General features: G+C 40.4%; 17 protein-coding genes. 7 read left to right on the forward strand and 10 right to left on the reverse strand.

Annotated features, from left to right (window positions below; translation table 11 throughout):
- The first annotated feature begins 1 nt into the window (after nt 1).
- Nucleotides 2-2,200 carry an AAA family ATPase gene (locus F7734_RS10830; protein WP_155744667.1) on the forward strand — a complete coding sequence of 733 codons (2,199 nt, stop codon included), beginning with the start codon at nt 2-4 and terminating at the stop codon, nt 2,198-2,200.
- Nucleotides 2,201-2,221: 21 nt separating this feature from the next.
- Nucleotides 2,222-2,575: a hypothetical protein gene (locus F7734_RS10835; protein ID WP_155744668.1), complete on the forward strand. Its 354-nt coding sequence runs from the start codon at nt 2,222-2,224 to the stop codon at nt 2,573-2,575.
- A gap of 55 nt (nt 2,576-2,630) precedes the next feature.
- On the opposite strand, the gene F7734_RS63315 is transcribed toward F7734_RS10835, so the two are convergent.
- Together F7734_RS63315 and F7734_RS63320 are read right to left on the reverse strand one after the other, a co-directional pair.
- Nucleotides 2,631-2,960 carry a hypothetical protein gene (locus F7734_RS63315; protein WP_243146799.1) on the reverse strand — a complete coding sequence of 110 codons (330 nt, stop codon included), beginning with the start codon at nt 2,958-2,960 and terminating at the stop codon, nt 2,631-2,633.
- A gap of 1 nt (nt 2,961) precedes the next feature.
- Nucleotides 2,962-3,396, reverse strand: coding sequence for a hypothetical protein (locus F7734_RS63320; RefSeq protein WP_243146800.1), 435 nt, complete (start codon nt 3,394-3,396; stop codon nt 2,962-2,964).
- Between the two features lie 151 nt (nt 3,397-3,547).
- Here F7734_RS63320 and F7734_RS10845 point away from each other — a divergent pair, with 151 nt between their 5' ends.
- From F7734_RS10845 to F7734_RS10860, 4 genes are all read left to right on the forward strand, one after another.
- Entirely contained in the window at nt 3,548-4,408 is an 861-nt protein-coding gene (locus F7734_RS10845) for a CHAT domain-containing protein (RefSeq protein ID WP_166481841.1), read from the forward strand.
- Nucleotides 4,409-4,438: 30 nt separating this feature from the next.
- Nucleotides 4,439-6,880, forward strand: a complete 2,442-nt coding sequence (locus F7734_RS10850; RefSeq protein WP_155744669.1) for a CHAT domain-containing tetratricopeptide repeat protein — start codon at nt 4,439-4,441, stop codon at nt 6,878-6,880.
- A 54-nt stretch (nt 6,881-6,934) separates the two neighbouring features.
- On the forward strand, nt 6,935-7,183 hold the full coding sequence (locus tag F7734_RS10855; protein WP_155744670.1) for a hypothetical protein: 249 nt from the start codon (nt 6,935-6,937) through the stop codon (nt 7,181-7,183).
- 545 nt (nt 7,184-7,728) lie between these two features.
- Nucleotides 7,729-11,331, forward strand: coding sequence for an NACHT domain-containing protein (locus tag F7734_RS10860; RefSeq protein ID WP_155744671.1), 3,603 nt, complete (start codon nt 7,729-7,731; stop codon nt 11,329-11,331).
- A 443-nt stretch (nt 11,332-11,774) separates the two neighbouring features.
- Here F7734_RS10860 and F7734_RS10865 read toward each other — a convergent pair whose 3' ends face one another.
- The 4 genes from F7734_RS10865 to F7734_RS10880 form a co-directional block, all read right to left on the reverse strand.
- On the reverse strand, nt 11,775-11,951 hold the full coding sequence (locus tag F7734_RS10865) for a hypothetical protein (protein WP_155744672.1): 177 nt from the start codon (nt 11,949-11,951) through the stop codon (nt 11,775-11,777).
- Nucleotides 11,952-12,039: 88 nt separating this feature from the next.
- On the reverse strand, nt 12,040-12,216 hold the full coding sequence (locus tag F7734_RS10870) for a hypothetical protein (protein ID WP_155744673.1): 177 nt from the start codon (nt 12,214-12,216) through the stop codon (nt 12,040-12,042).
- A 73-nt stretch (nt 12,217-12,289) separates the two neighbouring features.
- Nucleotides 12,290-13,168 carry a hypothetical protein gene (locus F7734_RS10875; protein WP_155744674.1) on the reverse strand — a complete coding sequence of 293 codons (879 nt, stop codon included), beginning with the start codon at nt 13,166-13,168 and terminating at the stop codon, nt 12,290-12,292.
- Nucleotides 13,169-13,537: 369 nt separating this feature from the next.
- The gene (locus tag F7734_RS10880; protein WP_155744675.1) at nt 13,538-14,083 is read right to left on the reverse strand and encodes a DNA-binding response regulator; all 546 of its coding nucleotides are present in this window, start codon (nt 14,081-14,083) and stop codon (nt 13,538-13,540) included.
- Between the two features lie 816 nt (nt 14,084-14,899).
- Here F7734_RS10880 and F7734_RS10885 point away from each other — a divergent pair.
- On the forward strand, nt 14,900-15,754 hold the full coding sequence (locus tag F7734_RS10885) for a polysaccharide deacetylase family protein (RefSeq protein ID WP_155744676.1): 855 nt from the start codon (nt 14,900-14,902) through the stop codon (nt 15,752-15,754).
- A gap of 313 nt (nt 15,755-16,067) precedes the next feature.
- Here the strand turns inward: F7734_RS10885 and F7734_RS10890 are convergent, their stop codons facing one another.
- From F7734_RS10890 to F7734_RS10910, 4 genes are all read right to left on the reverse strand, one after another.
- Nucleotides 16,068-16,937 (reverse strand): hypothetical protein, encoded by an 870-nt coding sequence (locus F7734_RS10890; protein ID WP_155744677.1) that lies wholly within the window; start codon nt 16,935-16,937, stop codon nt 16,068-16,070.
- A 127-nt stretch (nt 16,938-17,064) separates the two neighbouring features.
- Entirely contained in the window at nt 17,065-21,627 is a 4,563-nt protein-coding gene (locus F7734_RS10895; RefSeq protein ID WP_155744678.1) for a CHAT domain-containing protein, read from the reverse strand.
- Nucleotides 21,628-21,937: 310 nt separating this feature from the next.
- Complete coding sequence (locus F7734_RS10905; protein ID WP_243146802.1) at nt 21,938-22,885, reverse strand: DUF1822 family protein; 948 nt, start codon at nt 22,883-22,885, stop codon at nt 21,938-21,940.
- Nucleotides 22,886-22,896: 11 nt separating this feature from the next.
- Nucleotides 22,897-23,547 carry a sigma factor gene (locus tag F7734_RS10910; RefSeq protein WP_155744680.1) on the reverse strand — a complete coding sequence of 217 codons (651 nt, stop codon included), beginning with the start codon at nt 23,545-23,547 and terminating at the stop codon, nt 22,897-22,899.
- Nucleotides 23,548-23,727: the final 180 nt, after the last annotated feature.

Below are 23,727 nucleotides of genomic sequence, written 5' to 3' on the forward strand. Positions count from 1 at the left end.
TATGGACCTATTTAACAAAGATTCTCCTCTAGCTGCCAGAATGCGACCCCGCACTTTAGATGAATTTATCGGACAAGACCAGATTGTGGGACCGGGACGCCTTCTAAGACGTGCTATTAGTCTAGACCAATTGTCATCGCTCATTTTCTCAGGACCGCCAGGAACGGGGAAAACCACTTTAGCACGGGTGATTGCCAACACAACTCGCGCTCATTTTATTGCCATCAATGCCGTTTTATCTGGAGTTAAGGACATTCGGGAAGCCATTGATATTGCTCAACAAACACTGAAAAAACACAACCAACACACAATTCTTTTTGTAGATGAAGTCCATCGTTTCAACAAATCCCAGCAAGATGCACTTTTACCTTGGGTAGAAAACGGGACTGTCATTTTAATTGGTGCAACGACAGAAAATCCTTACTTTGAAGTCAATAAAGCCCTGGTTAGTCGCTCGCGAATTTTTCAACTCAAACCCCTCACAGATGAAGATTTGGCTCGAGTTCTCCAACAAGCACTCACTGAACCGGAACGAGGTTACGGTAAAAAGAAAGTGCAAATTGACTACGACGCTAGATCGCACTTAGTAAATGTTGCTAATGGGGATGCTCGCTCTTTACTCAACGCTTTGGAATTGGCAGTAGAGACAACACCACCTGATGCATCGGGTACTATCCACATTACCCTTGCGGTTGCGGAAGAATCCATCCAACAGCGTGCCGTCCTTTACGACAAAGAAGGGGATATCCATTTTGATACCATTAGCGCCTTTATCAAAAGCTTGCGCGGTTCCGACCCCGATGCTGCTTTATATTGGTTAGCAAAAATGGTTTACGCTGGGGAAGACCCGCGCTTTATCTTTCGGAGAATGCTCATTTTGGCTAGTGAGGATGTAGGACTCGCCGATCCCCAAGCAGTAGTAGTGGTCAATGCTTGTGCGTCAGCGTTTGACCGCGTGGGTATGCCAGAAGGACGCTATCACCTAGCACAAGCCGCACTTTATCTAGCAACTGCACCAAAGTCAAACACAGTGATGGGGTTTTTCGATGCTTTGGCTGTCATTGAACGAGAGCGAGCGAGTGAAGTCCCAAACCACCTTAAGGATGCTAACCGCGATAAGCAAGGATTTGGGCATGGGTCTGGCTATCTTTATCCCCATGCCTACCGAGACCATTGGGTTGCTCAACAATACTTACCTAACAGCTTACAAGGACAGGTCTTTTACCAACCATCAGACCAAGGCTACGAGCAGAAAATTGCCATTCAGGTTGCTCGACAGCGCGAAGCTCAATTAGCAGCGTTAGTAGAAGGGATTGCCGGACAACATGAGGAAATTCTAAGTTGCAGTCCTCCAGACAAAACATCAGAACGTTGGTTGCAGCGTACCTTATCTCAAGTCGGGGAAAGATTGGGTACGATACGCGATAAAATTTTCACTTACGCTCAACTTCAGCGCCATCACCTCGTGCTGGATTTGAATGCTCTTAGCGGGCTGTTGACTTGGTCAGCCATACGCTCGACACCAGAGGGGGGAGTCTATGCTTGTGTTCGGACGGCAAAAGACGCCAATGCATTACTCGAACAAGCAACCGCACTACCAGAACTCAGACGTCCTGTCGTTTTACAAGCAACCTTAAACGAGTTACCTGACGTGTTACGAGCAAATACACCTAACGTAAAATTTGACAGAATTATCGGCAGAAATATTTTGATGCATGAAGTCGATCGGGTCACTGTCGCACAAACTTTAGCAAAATTTCTGCAACCAGAAGGAATGGTGGTACTGGCAGAAACAATACCCCGCCACACGCAAAGGCTTTATCGCTTGCTCGAGCCGAAGAAGGTTGGCGTTCGGTTCTATGAAAAGTTAGGGGTTGCTGAAGAACGCATTTACGATGGACAATCAGACTCAAGTCTTGATTGGGATGCTGATGATTTGGAAATGGCTTTTGAAATTGGAGGTCTTGCAGTCGAAATTGAAACTGAGCCAAATATAACTCAAATGCACGTTACGCAAAGCTTCCTCAATCGCTTGTTTGCTCGCAATACCACTCGACCAAGTTATGCTGACCGTTTAGCTAAGAATTTACAACCAGAAGAACTTAAGGTTGTAGAGCAACTCTTTATCCAACACTTACTCAACCAAACAGTCACCTGGGAAAGTACTATTACTTATGTAGTTGCTAGGAAAAAATATTAACGATTCGGCAGTATAGCCGTTATGCTTTGCGTCAGAGCGATCGCCAAATGTAAAGGCAGTTGGGCAATCCAAAAAAGCTGCTCGGGATTTTGTCAGCAGCAACAACTTAAACACCATCCTTGTACAACTTCCAAACCACACCTTAATGAGAGCAAATCCGCTATCTACAGTGGGTACCGCATCAGTTACCAATCTGGACTGGCTGTAATTGGAACCAATCCAAACTGGTTAAAGGAATTAAAAAATTCCCCTAGAAAGTTAAGAACCTTAAAAAATAAAAGTTGCGGGTTATGGAATACAAATTTACTGCTGAATGCGATCGCGCTTTCAAAGTGGTGGTTGCGCGACGCGCAACCACCACTTTGGCGAAATTGAAAGTACAAGTGCTGAATCAGGCTGTAGTATTAATTTTTACTCATTTGATGAATGCCTATTGAAGAGTAAATGCAAAAATAAATGCTTGTAACTTCAGTAAAAATCCTTCCCAGGTACAAGCATGAATCGACTTTGGGAAGACACAAGTGATGCTACTACAAGTGATGCTACTAAATACTGTTTCAATGTAATGCCTGTTATGTTGCTTGATATACTGATTCCAAGGTTCATCTTGACGCTTGGAATTCTTTTGCCGCATGACTTTTAAGAATATTTGGCTACTTTGTTCAAGGTCATCTTCAGCAGTATAATCGGTGTATGCAGAATCCCCATAGACAATGCTTTCAGGCGGTAGATTTAACGGTAAAGCGTTTAATGCACGCACATCAGCTATGGCTACCAGGTAAAAACACAAATTCAACTGGAATACCACTTTTGGTAGTTAATAATTGGACTCTAACTCCATAGAAATATCGTTTTTTAGATGCTATGTAACCTCTGTATTCCTTTGACTTAATTAACTTAACATTAAATATCCGAATATTATCGCATAAGGGCACAGGAAATGAGTCTAAAAGATACTCCGTAAAATCACTACTTTCTTTTAGTATCATTCCTATTTGATGAAATAAATCGTTGATTAGCATTGAAACATTGTGTAATCGTCGATTAAATCGTGATTTTTCTAACATATCTGGTATCAATTTATGGTCTTTCATATAGCTACAAGCCTTATGGTGATTACCATTAAAGAACATTGCTGCAACTACTGCCGTTGTAATAATTTCAGCATCACCGAAACTACCGGCGGCAATCTTCATAGTGTCCGTAGGCGTAGCCCGCCGCAGGCATCGCTTTTAACAAGTCGTCGGTTGACGCATGAGAGGTAATTATTTCCCCCGCGCATTTTCCCCTCCTATTTTTCTCTCTGGAGGGGATTTTATTGCTTAACGTACCCCATGCGATCGCCTAATTCTCATCCCCCATCGTTTCCTACATCTATTACCACTTCACGCCTTGCCATTAAGAAACAAGCAACTAGAGAATGAGCAGAGAAAACAAAATTGTCTGTTGGATAAATTTCCTAGAGGTGTAGGATATGCCCCTAGCTGCCAATTACTCCAACTCAGCCAAAACCAACAACGTCCTAATTTTAGTCAACTGTTTGCTATCCAAAACCCGACAGATGATTTAAGCTACACTAATTTAGAAGTTGAAACCATCAGATCGTTCTTTGCTGAAACTCAAGTTTTAGTTAAACAAAAAGCGACTAAAGCAGCTTTAAATGACAATAATAACTTCAAGTCAGCTAACTGTTGTCACTTTTCTTGTCATGGTGATTTCAACTTAGCATCCCCTTTGGAATCAGCATTAATTTTGGCAGACGATGAACGGCTGACTTTAGCAGAAATTTTTGCATTAAGTTTAAATCAATGTCGTATAATTACCTTATCTGCGTGTGAAACTGGCATCGCAGACCCCACCAGTATCAGTGATGAATATATCAGTTTACCCAGTGGTTTCCTTTATGCAGGAAGTCCAAGTGTGGTCAGTAGTCTTTGGACAGTAAATGACCTATCAACAGCTTTATTAATGATTAAGTTTTATCAAAATTTATATACAGATGTTTCAGTAGCAGTTAGTTTAAATCAAGCCCAGTGCTGGCTGCGGGATGTGACTAAAATACAGTTAGAGGAGTGGATTGCGGAGTATGAGTTAAAATTGGACTCAACACTCAGGATGCAGCTAAACCGTCGGTTTCAAAATATGCTTGATGCTCAACCATTTCAGTCACCCTTTTATTGGGCAGCTTTTTGTGCAATTGGTTTGTAATTAGCTAATACTATAGGAGACTCCAAAGAGATGAAGTCTATCAATACTCAAAACGATGGACTTGCATCATCTATGTTGCAAGTCGTTTCTCTGCTGATTGCCATTGGTCAAAATATTGCTTTTGATTCCACAAGAAATAACCAGCAGATAATAGATTGCTATAAGCAGATTCAAGAAAGACTAAGACATATTAAGCCATCTTTTGGAGAAACATTTCTGGCAAATCTTTTCTTATCCTTCTATCAAGGGATGATGAATCAGTCTGGAGGAGCTGGTTTTTTGACCCAAATAGGCATTGCTTACTCTCTACAAGGACAATATCAGCAGGCGATAGAATTATATCAAACCGCTCAACAAATATATCATAGTAGCAGAAATTTATTTGGAGAAGCTGAGACCCTGCACAATCTGGGTAATGTCTATTTTTTTCTAGGGCAATACGAGCAAGCAAGAGATGACTACAAAAAGGCTAAAAACATTTGGTCGAACCTTAATGAAAAATATCGTGAAGCTCATTGTCTAAAAAATCTAGGTACAGTTCACTTGTCTTTAGGACAATTAGAACTAGGGCAATTAGAGCAGGTACAAAAATCTTATGAAGAGGCAAGAAAATATTATAATCAAGCCATAAATATATTTCAAAATCTCAACAAAAAACTTGATGAAGCTATTACTTTAAGTGAGCTTGGCTTAGTTAAATTTTTCTTCCTAGAACAAGCTGACCTAGGAATTGAGATGATTCAGAAGTCTCTGAGCATCCACCGCCAACAATATAAAAGAAATCCAGTTTTAGAAGCGACTTCTCTAACCTATCTAGGTGTTGCTTATCTTATCTTGGGACAATACCAACAAGCTATCGAGTATCTTCAGCAGTCTTTAAATATCCTTCAAGATATCTCATCTATCCCTAAGCAAGCTTTTACGCTAGCAGCTCTTGGGCTAGCTTTTTTCAAAGCAGGCAATCTTGCAGATGCACAGAGAACGCTACAGGATTCAATTAAAATGCGACAAGATTTGCGCTCAAAGCTAATCGATCTCAATAAAGTGTCCTTTTTTGATTTACAGATTGACACTTACGGTGTTTTACAACAAGTTCTGATCGATCGGGGACAACCAGAAACTGCTTTGGAAATTTCTGAGCGAGGTCGTGCTTGTGCTTTTGCGGAGCTATTGGCTTCCCTATCAGATGAGCAATTGGTTATCCACTCTCCTCATCTTAATCAAATTCGAGAAATTGCTCAAAAGCAAAACGTGACGATGGTCGAGTATTCAATCATTTATGATTGGGTTTTAAATCAAGGGATACAATCTCGTCGAGACTTAAAACTATTTATTTGGCTGATTAAGCCAATAGGGGAAGTGGTTTTTCGTTCCACAAATCTTCAACTGATTTTAGAGCAAATAAATTACGTCTTTTTAGGAGAACTAGTTGACAAAGCTCGTGCATCTATTGGTATTCAGGATAAAAAGGTCGCCGATTTTGAATGGCAGTTTACAGTGGACAATCAAGGAATTAACCCACACTTACACCAACTCTATCAAATCTTAATTCAACCGATTGCTGAACATCTACCAGATAACCCTAACGCTATCATTACCTTTATTCCTCAAGGCTCTTTATTCGTGATCCCATTCTCAGCACTGCAAGACGAAGAGGGCAATTTTCTGATTCAAAAACATACCATTGTGAGTGTACCCTCAATTCAAGCGTTGGAGTTAACCCAAAAACGAAGTGCAGAAATACCAGAAACTTCTCTAGAGGCGCTGGTTGTGGGAAATCCGAAAATGCCAACTATTCCCTTAACCGATCCACCTATACAGTTGCAGAATTTATGGGCGCAAGCAGAAGCACAAGCAATAGCACACCTCTTCAACACGCAAGCCATTACAGGTGGAGATGCTACAAAAGTTCACATTCAACAGCTTCTTCCCAAAGCGCGATTGATACACCTCGCAACTCATTATTTATTAGATAATATCCAACAACTAGGCATACCTGGGGCGATCGCTCTCACTCTCAGTGATAACGACAATGGTTTTCTCACCGCAGGCGAAATCTACGACATGAAACTTAACGCCGAACTGGTTGTACTAAGTGATAGCTGTACCGGACTGGGGAAAATTACTAGGTATGGAGTGATAGGACTATCCCATTGTTTGATAGCTGCAGGGGTAAAGTGTGTAATTGTTTCTTTGTGGTCAGTAGACGATTTGTCCACTGCCTTATTGATGGTAAAATTTTACCAAATTTTCCAACAGGGAGTAGCGGCTAGCATCGCCCTCAACCAGGCTCAACGCTGGCTTTGTGGAGTTACGAAAACAGAATTGGCAGTTTGGGTCAAAACTAACGAGAAATTTTTTAATCCTACGCTGAAAATTAACTTACACCGGAGGTTGCATCAGTTAGATGATAACGCCAAACTGTTTCAACATCCCCGATATTGGGCTGCATTTTGTGCTATTGGTCAGTAATAACGAAATATCGATAATATACATCTAAGATTCTCGGTACAATCTGTCCAAATTATGAACGAAATAACCCAGAATTTTGGACTGCGTAGTCCTAGTATTACTCTTTATGCTTTCCATCTGCGAAACAGTGCCAATCAGGGATTTGCTTTGACTGTACCAGAAGCATCTCAGTTGTGGGAGCAACTGGTAGTATTTGGCAATACGCTCCAGATTCCGGAATTACAAACTCTGCAACAAAAATTGATTTGCTATGAAAACGACCAGTATAGCAAGATTGACAAGTGCGCCATTCAGTTCAATTAAAACCTTTTCTGCTTCCTTTGCTTGCTGAATACGTGCTTCAATGAGTGGTAGCTGTTCGCGCCGCTTCTGAATGACATTATTGATCTGGTTCTGGATACTATATATCATCTTTTTTTCAGTGTAAAAAGTAGAGTTGAATGGTTATAGGAGATAAACTCTTCTAGCTGTGCCTGATTTTCCTTGTATTCTTCATTTCAAAGTAATCCACAACTTTGTAAGAGGATGTTTTACTAGTTTTTTCTGAAATAAGCAGCACAATAAATGCAGGCTGACCATTAACTTTTCCACTAGTACAGGTCGGCAGAAGTTCGGAAGCATAAGGCAGAAGACGCAAAAGCTTTGATTGTAAGATTTTTGGTTGTTATTAATGGTTGCTTTATCTATGCCGTGCTGTACTAGTTTTAGCTACTTCATCTTAAGTCTCAGTTTCCAGTATTTACTCATAGTTGTCGATATATATAAGTTCGTAAAAGTTCGTATAAAGTTATGCTAAAGTACTGACAATAGCTTGGTACTTCATACTTACAGTACCCAATTTGCAAACTATGAACTTTGAACAAGGACTGGAAGTGGCTGATGAAGCAGTCTTTACCAAGGCTGGAACAAGGTTAAATCATGCTGAAATCGCCATTTTACAAGGTTCGTGGCAAAACAAGACCTATGAGGAAATTGCGAAAGAAACAAGTTATTCGGTAAGTTACTTAAAGCAGACTGTGGGACCGAAGCTGTGGAAATTGCTGACAGAAGCTTTAGGTGAAAAGGTAACTAAGACCAACTTTCAACTAGCACTAGAGCGTCGGTGGCGTAGTACGTTGAAAACACCAAGTGTGAAAACCAGGGTTGAAAGTCAGCTTTCACAATACCGCCAGAGTCAACAAGATTTAGAAAACGGAGCACAACAAAATCAGTTCGCAACTCCTCGCACTGACTGCCAAGAAGCAATCGATGTCTCTGAGTTCTACGGACGTACTGAAGAAATCGCTCAATTAAAGCGATGGATCTTAACTGACCGTTGTCGCCAAGTAGCAATACTGGGCATAGGCGGAGTCGGTAAAACCGCCTTAGCTGCAAAATTGGTACAACAAGTGCAGTCTGAGTTTGAGTACGTGATTTGGCGAAGCCTGCGGAATGCCCCCCCTTTAGAAACCCTATTAACTGAGTTAGTTGGCTTTGTGTCTCATTGCAAGGAGAGCAAAGCAGATATATCGCGTTTGCTCCATTACTTACACTCTTCCCGTTGCTTGTTAATTTTGGACAACATGGAAACCATCTTAGATGCTGAAGATACCGGGCACTTTCGTGACGGTTACTCTAAATATGATGAATTGTTGAGGGTTATTGGAGAGAGTACGCATAACAGTTGTTTAATTCTCACGAGTCGAGAAAAGCCTGGTGCGATCGCTACTTACGAAGGAGAACATTTGAAAGTACGCTCTCTGAGATTGAGTGGTTCAAAAGAAGTTGGGGTTGGCTTGCTCTATGCTAAAGGGTTAGTAGGAAGCGAAGAACAAAAACAACAGTTGTGCGATCGCTACGGTAATAATCCTCTAGCCGTAAAAATTGTAGCCACTTCAATTAATGACTTATTTGATGGGGACATTGAGGCTTTCGTAAAACAAGATACCTTTATATTCAATGGAGTACGCCGACTACTGAGTCAGCAGTTTGAGCGCTTGCCACCTTTAGAAAAAAGCATCATGTATTGGTTAGCACTGAATCGTGAATGGACATCCGTAGGCGAGTTAGAGTCAGACTTAGTGCCGATGGTGTCTCGCTTAAAGTTATTGGAAGCACTAGAAAGTTTATGGAGACGCAATCTTATAGAAAAGCAGTCTGGCAGCTATACACAACAACCTGTTGTGATGGAGTACATGATAGAACGCTTCATAGAATTGTTGTGTGAAGAAATTGTAAAAGAGGAACCTCAATTATTACTTAACCATGCACTGATAAAAGTAACCGCGAAGGAATACATTAGAGAAAGTCAAATTCGCATGGTTTTAGCTCCGATTGCCCGTCGGCTAGAAACGAGTTTTGGGTCTAAAAAAAATCTCGAAGACAAACTGCATCGAATTTTAGTTAAACTTCAAACCGAGTTTGCTACAAATGAATATGGCGGTGGAAATATTATTAACCTATTGATTCAAAGCCAAATTGATTTAACAAACTATGATTTTTCTAATTTAAAAATTTGGCAAGCAGACTTACGGCGAGCGAATTTGCATCATGTCAATTTTCAAAACGCTGATTTAACTAAATCTATTTTTGCTGAAACCTTCGGAGGTATTTTATCAGTAGCCTTTAGCCCTGATGGTAAACTTTTAGCTATAGGTGATACCAATGGTGAAATCCACTTGTACCACACTTTGGATTGGAAACACCTTTTAACCTGTAAGGGTCACAATAACTGGGTTGTATCACTTGCTTTTAGTCCTGATGGCAGAAGAATTGCTAGCAGTAGCACTGATTGTACCGTGAAATGCTGGGAGCTCAGCACAGGTCAATGCCTTCAATCTTTAGAAGAACATCAGAACGAGGTTTGGTCTGTCGCTTTTAGCTCAGATGGTGATACATTAGTAAGTGGTAGTGACGATCGCACAGTAAAGTTGTGGAGCATGCGTACTGGTCAATGCCTGAGAACCTTTCAAGAACATACAAGCTGGGTATGCTCTGTAGCTTTCAGTCCTGACGGACAAAGAGTCGTCAGTGGTAGCGACGATCGCACAATTAGGTTGTGGGATATCAATACTGGGGAATGTCTCAAAACTTTTGAGGGACACTGTGATGGAATAAGGTCAGTTAATGTTAGCCCTGATGGACAAATGTTGGCAAGTGGTGGTGATGACCATATAGTAAAATTATGGGATATAAATACTGGCAAATGTATTACAAGCTTTAATGGGCATTCTAATGCAGTCTATTCGGTAAAATTTAATCCAAAAGGAAATATTTTAGCCAGTGGTAGCAATGACAGCACGATAAAGCTTTGGAATATCCACGCAAATGAATGCCTGAAAACTTTACACGGACATTCCAGTCATATATTTTCAGTTGCTTTTAGTCCACAAGATGATTTGTTAGCAAGCGGTAGTGAAGATCAAACGGTAAAACTATGGAGTGTTCAAACTGGTGAATGCCTGAATACTCTAAAAGGACATACCAGTCAATTACTCTCGATCGCATTTAGTCCAAATGGAAAGAAGCTAGCAAGTGGTAGCCGTGATTTTTCAGTTACATTGTGGGATGTCAATACAGGTCAAAACTTACAAACTTTTCAGAGACATAGTGCTGCGGTGCGATCGGTCGCCTTCGATCCCCAAGGAGAAACATTAGCAAGTGGCAGTGTCGATCAAACCATAAAATTATGGGATGTAAATACAGGTCAAGTCTTACACACTTTCCAAGGGCATAGCGCTGCTGTTTGGTCAATTGCTTTTAATCCTCAAGGAACAATGTTAGCAAGCGGCAGTGACGATGGAACCGTAAAATTATGGAATGTAAATACAGGTCAAGTCTTACAAACTTTCCAAGGGCATAGTGCTGCCATTTGGTCAATTGCCTTTAATGCTCAAGGAACAATGCTAGCAAGCGGATCTTTGGATCAAACAATCAAATTATGGAATACTAGTACCAATGAGTGCGAAAAAACCCTGGAAGGACATACGAGTTGGGTTTGGTCAATTGCTTTTAGTCCTAATGGAGATTTAATCGCAAGCACCAGCCCAGATGGCACATTACGACTGTGGAGCGCCAGAACTTTTGAATGCTTGAAAATTTTACCGCTAGATACAGCTTGGTTGCAGTCAATAGCGTTTAGCCCAGATAGCCGAACATTAGCAAGCTGTAGTCATGATTATACAGTGAAACTATGGGATGTCAGTACTGGGGAATGCCTCAAGTCTTTGGAAGGACATACTGCTAGGGTTTGGTCAGTTGTGTTTTCTTCTGATAATCAAATTTTGGCTAGCAGTGGTGAAGATGAGACAATTAGACTTTGGAGCATGACAACAGGAGAATGCTTAAAAATATTAAAATCAGCACCTCCTTATGAGCAGATGAATATAATGGGAGTTAAAGGTTTAACTGCAGCTACTATTTCTACTCTAAAATTATTAGGGGCAGTTACTAACAAAAACTATGACGTTTGATTATAAATAAGGTAGATAATGCTAGCCCTGTCAAGATGACTCATAAAATTTTGATTCAGGCGGCAATTCCTTATCTTTTCTCCTCTGCGCTCTCAGCGCCTCTGCGGTTCAAAAGAAATTTATTTAACCGCTGAGACGCAGAGTACGCAGAGGTAAGAGGTGAGAGAGCTATTGATTTTCTGAAGTTTTTATTTACGTTAACAGGGGTAGGTGGGCATTGCCCACCTACCCCTGTTAAGGAGATGTTTGAAAAATCAGTATTCTCTTTGCGCTCTTTGCGTCTTTGTGGTTAAAAAACGTTTTTGAACCGCAAAGACACGAAGGGCACGAAGGTAAAATACCGAAAATCGGGTATAGTTTGCTCAGTTTTAAGTCACCTTGACAGGGTTAGTATTGTCCACCCTACGCCCATAGGTAATCTTCTGGCAGGAAGGGAGTGAAATCTAATAGGCATTGAATTCCATGTCGCTGGGTAAACCTTGAGTGAATTCAGTGGTTAAGAGACTTTCCAATTCGTTCATTCTGTTGCCATCTAATGTATCTTGACTAATTTCCCACAAGTGATTTTTGAATTCCTTAGTGGAAGACTGTTGTTTGAGAGAGACATTTACTGTAATCATGGCTTTGTTCTCCTGAAAGTTATACAATGAGTCATCAGCAATACTGCTGTTTACAATCTAGGCTAGTTCACAGAAAGACAGGCTAAATTCAATAAGCATTGAATTCCATGTCGCTGGGTAAACCTTGAGTGAATTCAGTAGTTAAAAGACTTTCTAATTCGTTCATTCTGTTGCCATCTAATGTATCTTGACTAATTTCCCACAAGTGATTTTTGAATTCCTCAGTCGAAGACTGCTGTTTGAGAGAGACATTTACTGTATTCATGGCTTTGTTCTCCTTGAAATCTTTGTGAAAAGTACAACAATTGAGCTTTATATAAACTGTCTAAAGCTCTTGATTATGCCGTTAGTAGCTCGCTATTGGATTTCACTTGCATATATGCAGGTAACTCTAACGGTTTCAATATGTGCTGAAGGTCTTCATCTGAGATGTAACCATCTTTAGGTGGGGTAAAGCGTAATAATGCAGTTTTATAACAAGCTTCCGCTATACGATCGCGATCGCAATCGCTAAGCTGTGCAACAACTTCAACTATCTCTTCTACATGCTTGATTTCAGCACCAACAGCAGTGTGTACGCGCAACCAACGTGTAGCACAAATATTGGGTGGTAATAAAGCTTCTACACTTTGGATATACCTTTCCCCTTGAAATGTCCCCAGACGTTCGCTCGCATAAGCGTGACCAACACAATCAATTGGATTTGAAGCTTGTACACTTCGGGTTAAAGAATCTACTAAAGATGTAGCAGCAGATGGAACGAGTGCTTGTACAACAGCAATAGGATCGTATCCCATTGATTGAATATCAAGCAAAGCAAGACGGTCATGACCTGCTTCTTCTTTAGCTTTCTGTACCGCCCATTGTGCTAATTTCTGACGACCAGATGCAGCAAAGCGTTGGGCTGCTTCTTCCATTAATCTCGAAGTATAACGGCTTGAATGGTAGGCACCAGCAAGACGCCATACCCAACGTATACGAGTTAAAGCAGGTGGCTTGCACTTAAACTGCACTGAGTGCCATGCATATACTATTGAACTATCTAAAAGCTTTTGAGTTTTAGCTAAGATCTCTTTATCAACTATTTTTGAAGTAAAGCGATCTTTGTCATTAGCAGAATTAGATTGATGACCCCAAGCACGAGTCTCAATATTCTGCGTTACTTCGTTAAACACAGTAGATGTTGAACCAACATCTACTAAAAAGCTATTATGCATAGTTGATGTCCTAAATTTACTGAACACAATTTAGGGTTAGCTTTCTGGCTAACTCTCTTGTTCTTTCCTAATACCAATAGTAGCTAGTTAAAAAGTAATTGCTAATTAATTATTTTCGGTTTTTAAAGAAGACCTAATTAATTATTTTCGGTTTCAGATTGTTTTATTTACCTGGAGGTCATCTTTAAAAAGAGTTTTATAGAGAAAAATTAGCAGTAAGTGACGTCGCACCCTACTGCTACAAAAATTCACTTGATAAATCTACTTTCTTTAATACTTCATAATTGAGATAATTTCGCTTACGAGTCAAATGTAACAAGAACTCAAGCTAAACAAGCACTGTTATCACAGAATCTACAACTCGTTTAGCTAGCAATGCGGTGGCAATTTTTTGTTCTGACCTAGTTGGCAACGTTGAGCTTCTCTCCAAGCATGGGGGGTAATACTATGATAATCCCGGAACTGGCAATAGAAATGATTGATATTTTGATAGCCCACCTTAGAAGCAATTTGATTAACAGAGTCATTTGTTTCTAAAAGCAAGGTGCATGCTTCTGTAAGCCGACGCAAGATAATCCAATCATTGACCGTTTTTCCAGTTAAACGCCGCACTAATTCGGTTAAGTAACCTGAGGAGTAACCGACTGCTTGAGCAACTTCTTTTAAGCTGATAGATTGATGGTAATTCAATTCAATGAACTTAAAAACCTCATTGAGACGTGGAATGGATGGAAATATAGAATGGATATTACTTAATTTTTCACTTTCTTCAGTGTGAGGTAATTTCTTCTCTGGTAGATGAACACGAACAAGACCATTTTCTGTGTCAATGACTGTAAATCCTGCGGATTCCAAAGATTTAATTAAAAAATTTTTGGCGTCAGAATTATCATTAATTATCAAAATATCCATCATTTTCTCTTTTACTATTTAATACAGTTGTTATTTGATAAATCTGTATTACTTCTACCCCCCTTCTATGTCAAAAATAAGGTTAAGAAGAGGTTGTTAAGTGATACTTTTAAGTTTTGTCAGTAAGTCGGCGAAAACGATCGCTCCTGGATGGTGGTTGCAATTTAGCACACAAGCACGCAACTATATACAGAAATAGTTTAGGTAAATACCAACAATCATTCAGAGCCTTTGCTCTTTACTCTGGTACTGCAACCTTCATTATCTAAAACAAAACAGGTTCTTAACAAAACTTCATATAATCTTGGAGTCTTTTGATTTAAAGGAGTTAGGTGGATAATATATAGAACAAATTTAGTGAAATGAAATTACCATAGTGGGTACTTATTTAATGACAGAACCATATAAAAAAAGTACCTTTAAGGGTACTTCGCGTTGCTTAAGTAGGTTAGTAACAAAAAACACAACTATGTAACGATTTTATTACCGAATCTCTTCAAAACTGCATAAGGGACTTCTGCTTGCACCTATATAAATTATTTGGTTATCTAAAATAACTATTTCTAATCTCTATCTAGAGATATATTTTTCAGTAAAAACACTGTTTATAGATAGATTTTCTGAATTAGGTATGCGAAAATAATTTTCATAAACGTATCAAAAAAAGCTGTTAATTACACATAGCAATAATTAACGTTCACTACTAGAAACAGCAAAAAGTATCAATTTGGCATTTGTTGACTCCAAAATTTGACCATTACATCGTCTGTTGTCGAAGCATACCTAATATAAAATCTGCAACGTAGGAAAGAGAATATTATGTCAAACCCAATTAGCTGGGGAGACCGGAACAAACCCCAAATTGCTCTAACCTTTGACGACGGTCCTTATGAAGAAGTAACACCAAAGTTGCTTGATGTACTCCGCAGGCATAGCGTTAAAGCCACTTTCTTTTGCATTGGTCAACGTGTCGATCGACTTCCAGAAATTGTCAAGCAGACATATGAAGAAGGCCATCTCATCGCCAACCATTCTTATGATGGTAATCTACATCTTCGCAGAGAGGATGATAATAAAGTCCTTAAGGAACTGCGTGATGCTAATGCAGCAATTCAGAAAGCCACTGGATATATTCCAAAATACTTTCGCCCCCCGTTTGGGGAACCTCCTTTTGAAGATAATCAATCCAATGATAATGTCAGTAGGGTAACTGAATTAGCAAAAACTCTCGGACTTGTTCATATCCATTGGTCGCTTGATACGAATGATTGGAGAAGTCCTGGAGTAGACTCCATTGTTAAAGATTTGATGTCTGCACAAAATGGCTCGATTATTCTGTGTCACGATTTGCCCAGGGAGGCGAACCAAACAAGGGGGGAGGATACTATAAAAGCGGTTGACCAAGCAATTCCCGAACTGAAAAAGCGAGGGCTGAGTTTTGTCACTATTGAGGAACTACTATCTAGTATGACACAACCTCCTTCTGAGCGAGAATGCCCACAGGGTTCTATAGTTTATGTAGTACAAAGTGGTGACTATTTATCTAAGATAGCCGAACGTTTTTATGGAGATGGCAGTGAACAATCATGGAGGAAAATTTACGAGGCCAATAAAGACTTGATTGGCAATCCCGAACAGATTGAACCTGGATGGAAGCTTTGTCTTCCTCAATAAATGATTTTAGTAACCATTCTGATTTAAAAAATTATCCTCTGTGGGGCTTTAAATTTCCAATCTTGCAAGTGCAAGTAATACCAATTCACGAAATGCATGATACGTATACATTGGTCGTAGGGGCGCAATGCCTTGCGCCCTTACCAGGTATGGGGTATCACCAAAAAAGTGAAATGATATAAGGTAGGGGGAGTGAAAGAAGATTGACCAACGGTTCTCGTACAAATTAGTTCAATCTCTCTTTAGCAAGATTTGCCAGAATATGGGAACTGGTGAAGATAAAATTATTGTTCTTCCGCCAGTTCTACTGTGTTTAGATAGGCACAACTTCTCTAAGGGTAAAATCTACCCAAATGACTCCCACCTCTGGATTGCTGCATCTTTGAGCCAAGTCCCGACCCATCGTTTGGGGAATAGGTTTAGGTAGGCGCTCCCACCAGAATTTATCAGTTTTGCCAGTTTCATTGTTCTCGACAGCATCATAGCCAATCTGGAACATCACTGGATTCAAGGGAAATTGATTGGCAAAATCTATCATCTCATTCAAGAATCCGTCATAATTGGCAAATCCCTGACTATCATTAATAAAGATAAGATCGCCCCGGTAAGTAGGTGGCAGTTGATACTTATCGTAGTGTTTGAGAAAAAGTTTATAGTTAGGGTTGTATGATTTCACGGTCTCTTCCCAATCTTTCGCCAGTTCATCTGTCACTGGTTGATTTTTACAGCTATCGCATTCGCTCTGATACCACTCTACGTCTATACCAAATCCGATCGCACACGAATGGTGTCCATACTGTTTGAAAGTTGCATCAATTAAAAGCTTGATATCAGCATAGCCCGGTTCAACTTGCAAAAAGACTTTTATTCCTTGGCTATCAAAATAACTAAGATACTTTTCGTACTCGTCTTCATCTGAAAAACGAATTCTTCCATTATCATTGTCATACTTGTTATTAGGATTTGGGAAACCCATTTTCATGCCACTATTTGTGCCATCGAAAATGATCTCTCCTATTCCCCAGACAGCTATAGGAGTCGAATTAGGAAAGTATCCTGCCATGATTTTCATCGCTTTAGCCCATTCCTCTGGCTGAGGAAACGGCTTGATCCCATAAGCGGATGAACGAACTCCTGACGATTTGATTTTTGAGGGGCTAGATGGTTGTACGGGATTCATCATTATTTTCTCTCCGCCTAGTACAATAAAACAGACACAATATATAAATAGTTGCAAGCTTTTTTCTTACACACTTCCAGAAGAATTGAGCAAAACTTTGAAGTCATGTAATTTGCATCAATAGCTTAATTTAATCACAGATAGAGCGATCGCCCTCATTAACTTTGGAATTAGTCTCTATATAATCATCTCCCCAATTGCAACCTAGCTTCAATAGCCCATCTAGATTTAAATCTCGCTCAATATTCCAAAGAATCACGCTCTTGTCCTTACTTGCCGAGGCGAGAGTTTTGCCGTCATGGCTAAAACTGATACTCGTAACCTCATCTTTGTGTAAATCCAGAGTTTTTTGCAAAGTGCCGTCTAGATTCCAGAGTTCCACTTTTCCACTCTTACTAGCTGTGGCAATCATACTTTCTACAGGGTTGAAAGTCACTTTTTTGACTGCATCACCTTGCCAATCAACTTGTATAGTTGTTTGCAAAGTACCATCTTTGTTCCAGAGTTTCACTGTTCCGTTCTCACTTGCCGATGCAATTATTTTGCTATCTGGGCTAATTGCAACTCCGTAAACTGCACCATCATGCTCATTCATGGTATTTAGCAACGTTCCATCTGGCTTCCAAAGTTTTACTGTCCCGTCCTCGCTTGCCGAAGCAATCAGCTGCTTGTCATTACTAAAACTTACATCCCAAACCCGATTGCTATGACCTTGGAGGATTTTTAGCTTGCCGTTCAGTTTCCACAGTTTCACGGTTGTGTCGTCACCTGCAGAGGCAATCATCTCGCCGTCATGGCTAAAAGCAACTGCGCGAAATGCATCATGTTTATTATCTTCATGCAAGTCTTGAAGCAATGTGCCGTCTGTTTTCCAAAGTTTCACTGTCCCCTCGCCGCCTGCGGAGGCAATTATCTGGCTGTCAGGGCTAAAAGTAACAGCAAAGATGCGATCGCTATGCCCTTTGAGTGTTTTCAACAAATTTCCTTTTCTGTTCCAGAGCTTGACATCTTTGTTACCATCTACTGTAGCAATCAGCTTGCCGTCCGGGCTAATAGAAACTCCATAAATTGAACTACTGTATCCAAAAAGAGTTTTGAGTGAGGTGCCGCTTGGTTTCCAGAGTTTCACAGTCTTGTCTTCACTTGCTGTAGCAATTATTGCATTGTCGGGGCTAAAAGCAACTCCGTAGACCTCAGCACTATGCCCAAGAAGGGTAGTTAACAAAGTGCCGTCTGGTTTCCAGAGTTTCACAGTTGTGTCATCACTTACTGAGGCAATTATTCGATCGTCGAAGCTGAAAGCAACTCCTCTAACCGCAGCATTATGTCCTTCAAGTGTTTTCAGCAATTTACCATCGCTGATTCTCCAGAGTTTCACTGTTTTGTCGTCAGAAGCTGTAGCAATCATTTCTCCGTTGGTGCTAAAAGCGACTTTGTAAACTTCACCTTTGTGCTTATCTACTTCTAAGATTCTTTGCAAGGTGCCATCAAGTTTCCAGAATTTAACTGTTCCGTCCCAACCTCCAGAGGCAATCATTTCGCTGTCGGAACTGAAAGCTACTGTTGTCTGTTGAGGAAAATCTCCATCTGGGGTTATGGTTTTTACGAATGTGCCATCAAGTTTCCAGAGTTTTATTGTTCCATCCCAACTTGCTGATGCAATCATCTTGCCGTTGGGACTGATGGTAACTCCTTTGACGGCATTACTATGCCCTTTGAGTGTTTTCAGCAAGGTACCGTCAAGTTTCCAGAGTTTGATCGTCTTATCCTCACTACCTGATGCAATTATTTGGCTATCGGGGCTAAAAGCAACTGCATAAACTTGAGCATCATGCCCTTTAAGTGTGTTCAACAGTGTACCATCTGGTTTCCAAAGTTTGACCGTCTTATCCTGGCTTGCTGTGGCAATTATGCTACCCTGAGAGCTGATTGCAACTGCGTCAACTGGGCTCTTATGCCCTGACAAACGGTTGTACTCTTTTATTTTGTAAAGCACATTTTCTAGCGCCTTGACAACTGTAGTCTGGGTATCTGTTTTTATCCAAGGTAACTTTCTCAATTTTTTCCATTGTTGCCCTGCCTTTATTGCTTCTGTGAGTCCCTCCAACTGTTGATTTGAGGTGAAAAGCGCTTCTGAAGATGCACTAAGAGCTTGAATTTCGCTATGAACTGAATTCTGCCATTGCCATCCAGCGACCCCAGCTAATATTAAAGCTAAAATTAAGCCAAAAGAGAGCCCTATAACGGTAAATTGTCGCCTGCGCTTTTGCTTTTTGCGCTGCTGCGATCGCAATTCCAAACTCAGCCCAATAAAACTCCTCTCTCCCGAACTCAATTCCATAAAACGTTTGAAAAGCCAATCTTCCGCATCCGCCAGTGGCTTTCCCCTCAACAGCGCCCCTTCATCAAAACCGCTACTTTCCCAAGTACGCATTGCCGAGCGCAACTGTTCTTGCCAGTGGCGAAAGTCCCGGTCTAATTGCATCCACAAATTAAGTTGTCCCCAACTGCGAATCAATGCCTCATGGACGAGTTCCACAGTATCAAAACCAGTTTTCTCATCGTATCCCGTGACTACCAAGCGAGAAGACGCCAAACGGGTGACCAGATCCCAATTTTCCTCACCTACCTCGCAACGGGTAGCAACACGGCGAGTATCCTCTGTCCCTTGCCCTGGATGCACAAGTTGAATAAAAATTCGCTGTGCCCTTTCTTGTTCCTCAAAATTGAGTTGGTTGTAGACTTCATCTGCATAACGAGCTAATGCTGCTTCTACCCCTCCAATTTCATCATAAGCTGTATGTGTCAATTGAGCATCCTGTTGTTTAGACCATAATTGAGTTAGAGCAAACTCTAACAAAGGCAAATCTCCACCAGAAGCACTCATAGAAGACAGAATACGTCCGGTCAGCCCGGACTCAACTGTTACCCCCAGTAATGCCGCAGGCTTGTCTACTGCATCAAGCAGTTCCTTTTCTGTCATCGGACCTAGCTTTAAATCTGCATACTGCAAGGCATCAGCAAAGGGACGGTAAGACAATACTTGTCCTAAAAAGTCTGCCCTCAAAGTCAGAACAAAAGTAAAATTTTGGCAAGTATTTATTGCTTCTAATAATTCATCTAAAAATGCTTTGCGCTCAAAGGAATCTCGGCAAAGGGTGTAAAGTTCTTCAAACTGATCGGCGACGAGCAACAGCCGCTTGTTTTGCTCTAACCGAAGAATATCATTAACTACATCCCGCAAACCATTATTACACTCTTGTAAGTTGGTAGCAAGATTTTTGATGTCCTGCAAACGTTCAGTACGGCTCCAATAGAATTCCTTGTCAGTTAAGAGCGCAGTCGCTAGGGCTGACATTGGTCTTGAACCAGGTCGAAACTCAACAATATGCCAGTTACCAGCATTTCGCAAGTGCTTTACTAAACCAGCAAATACCACACTCGATTTACCGCACCCACTAGGACCAATCACCGCAACCATTGGTTGCCTTTCTACAGCATCCACCAACATCTTGGTGAAAGCTTCTCGTCCAAAAAAGAACTGTGCATCCTCTTCTCGGAAGGCGAACAAACCACGATAAGGACTGATTTGGGTAGGACGACGACCTAAATCCAACCAACTCGGTGGAACTGCGCCGACGTTTTGACAAATGACTGGTAACAAAGAAGCACAGGGATATTTATCCTCTAGACCGTGCAGTTTTAACCTTGCTTCCTTGACTGCTTGATATAAAGGATTACCATCAGCAGCATAAGCCACCAGAAAATATTTTAAAAATGCCTGTGCAACTTCATCCGGCACTGGTTCCCGCATGACAAGAATTTGGGGAATCTGTAGCGCTTCTAAAGAAGACGCTAATCCCAACCCATCACAGGAATTAAAAATTGCCAAAGGCAATCCATTGCGAACAGCTTGTCTCAAGCCATATTTCAGGTCATCAATTGTTAAGCTTTCATTGTTTTGATTAATGTATATTCGACCGCTCTCTCCTACAGTCTGGCTGTGACCTGCAAAAAACAGGATATCCCAAGGTCGAGACCATAAAGAGTCGTTGATTTCGTGACGTTGGGGCTGCACCAAAAACGTGACATCAGCATCCGGTAAACTGTTGAGCAACTTGCGGTCTGTTTCAACATCAATATGAGTACTATTGCCCAGAATCGCTAAAATTTTAACTTTATCCCTTTTAGTAGGCGTTTTTGCTGTTGTAGGTTGGTGATGATAATCCGGCGCACTCAAAGCCAGTTCTGCATTTGGATATTCCTCCACCAAATCCCAAAGATGCCAAGGAATTTGTCTTATTTCAGGGTTAGATGTACGAATGAGCACTCGTATTAAGTCTTGGTCTTTTAATTCCTTCAACCATGTCTCGCGTATGGGGCGAAAAGACTCAGAGAACAACCATTTATTCAGTCGCTTTTGTAACTCAGTTGCAGCATTTTTGCACTCATTGTACTTTTGGGTAATGGAACCATCGTAAGTCACTTTTATCGCTTTGAGAGCGCGAGTTTCTGAGCCCAAACTACGGTAGTGCGATCGCCATCGGTCAATCGTCGTCTGCAATTGTGGAACTGGTGGTAAACGCCCAGTTACTTCTTGATGTGGGCTAATACCTTCGTAAGAGATAGAAAGTGTGACCCGTACACCCATGTGTAAATCGCCATCTAGTTTCAGGACAACTAACTTTGTCATCAAGAATACTAATAGTGATAATAAATTTGGCTTGAACTTTTTATGTTCTATTTTTAGCTAGATGTTAGCATATGAAACTTATGCAGTTGGATTTATCCGAGATAAGCTTTGTGTCATCATATCAATACCCATACTCAGTACGGAAGTTGGCATGAGCGGGATTGCCAGCAATACTAGCACAAATCTAAATCAATTATTAAATTTAATGATGGTGCAGTGACATTTTTAGCACGAGAAGTTATTGATTTGGATATGGCTGCAAGCAAACAAAAGCAACTATAAATTAGACAGCAACGAAGTATGTTAATTTTCAGGCAACAAAATTCTCTATCACACTGACATCCCCCAAAGCTATCTTGATGCTGAAATTATCTCCAGCAGAAGCGCTAAACTGTAATTCAATTTTTTTATTATCGTTTTTAGCTTTAGCTTCCATAACAGCAGTTCCCTCTTCATCTAAAATCATCACATGAAGCAAGGGTGGCAAGTACTCTTGACCATTTGTTGGATGCAACTCCACAAGAATTTTCATTTCATCAAAATTGTCAAGGTCAGTCATGACCTTAACAACTATTCCTACAGAGACTCTCGACGCTTGAATACCAAAATCAATCAACTTAGCCCGTTCAACAGAGTTTCTCAATTCTTCTTCAGAACTTCTAAATTGCAAAACTGGTTCAGTGAAAACTATAGATTCAATTGATTCCCAACCAAATTCAAAAATATTCTCAAACCATCTTTTTAAATTCAACCAATTCTGATTGGGCAATGTGGCTTTTTGTAATTCTAAGCTTTCTAAATGCTTTAGTAAATTTTCTAAAGGTTGTAAAGAGTTAATGGGTAAGTTATCAATTGACACCTCTTTGATAAACCCTAACAACTTAGCTTCTTCTAAAGATTCACTTATTTGCACAGCTATGTAGCCAATCCGATTTGACTGAACTTCCGGTGGCACATAGACAAATTGTGCATTTTCCAACACTGGGCGGCATTCTAATCTGCCAAGATTTTTTATGAATAAATCAGCTATGTCCATCAGAGTTTGTTGTACCGGATCCCAACTGTCACTAGCTTCTAGGTCAGTTTCAAACCCCATACACTGTAGATAAAAATTTACGAAAGCTACAGACAAGGTATTGAGCAGAACCTGCCGACTTTTTTCAGCAGTGGCTTGCTGTCTTGACCATTTTTCTGCAAGCCTTCTTCCAACGGGAGAAATAGAACCCGTGAATGTAGAAAGAGTGGTCATACGATCCATGATTTTTTCCTCTAAGTTAAGTTTTCAACACCACACAAATCTCTAAATTCATAGCGAAATCGTTCTAAACTCCGTTGATAAAAGTTACTTAATGTTGGAATGGGGATATTCAACTCCTCTGAGATTTCTTTCCATGATACCCCAGACCATCTCTTAATAGCTATTGCTTGAAAATTGGCTTGGGTATACTTTTTGATATATGTTTGTCTAAAAACACCTGAGGGATCTAGTTCTATATATCGTCTAATTTTTTGAAAAGCAGAAATATAACTATCCTCTTCCTCCCTATCCTCAACTACCAAATCTTCCCTACTTTCTAAAACAGAGTTTTCCAAGTAAATTTCATGACCGGAGCCAATTATTTTAGGAATCGCCTCTTTAAAGAAACGTTGGGTCAATAACATATTGACCCAAGTCATAAATTCGCCCCGTTCCGGGTCGTATTTATCAATATTTTTACAGATATACAAACATAGGTCTTGTACTGCTTCATCATAAATCTGTTTATAGACTCCTTGGAATTGACCTTTATATGGATAGCAAAGCCTACCTCCTCGATAAATACTATCGATTAGCTTTGATAAAGCGACTCGTCTAGCCGTTGTACCCAAAGGGTTCTGTTGGGCTGCAAGAGCTAGCTCTTTTAGCTGTTGCTCGTTCATAGATGAGAATTGCACTCCTCTAGAAAGTTATCGGATGATAAGTAAAACTATTATCCAAATCTTTTTGGAAGTTTTACAAAATTTTACAATAGTTGATTTTAGGAATTTTAGGTTAATTTTAGGGGTTATGTACAAATTAGTTGACTTCGAGCTGGTTCAATACTGAATTTTAGACTAGTT

This window comes from Scytonema sp. UIC 10036 (genome assembly GCF_009725235.1).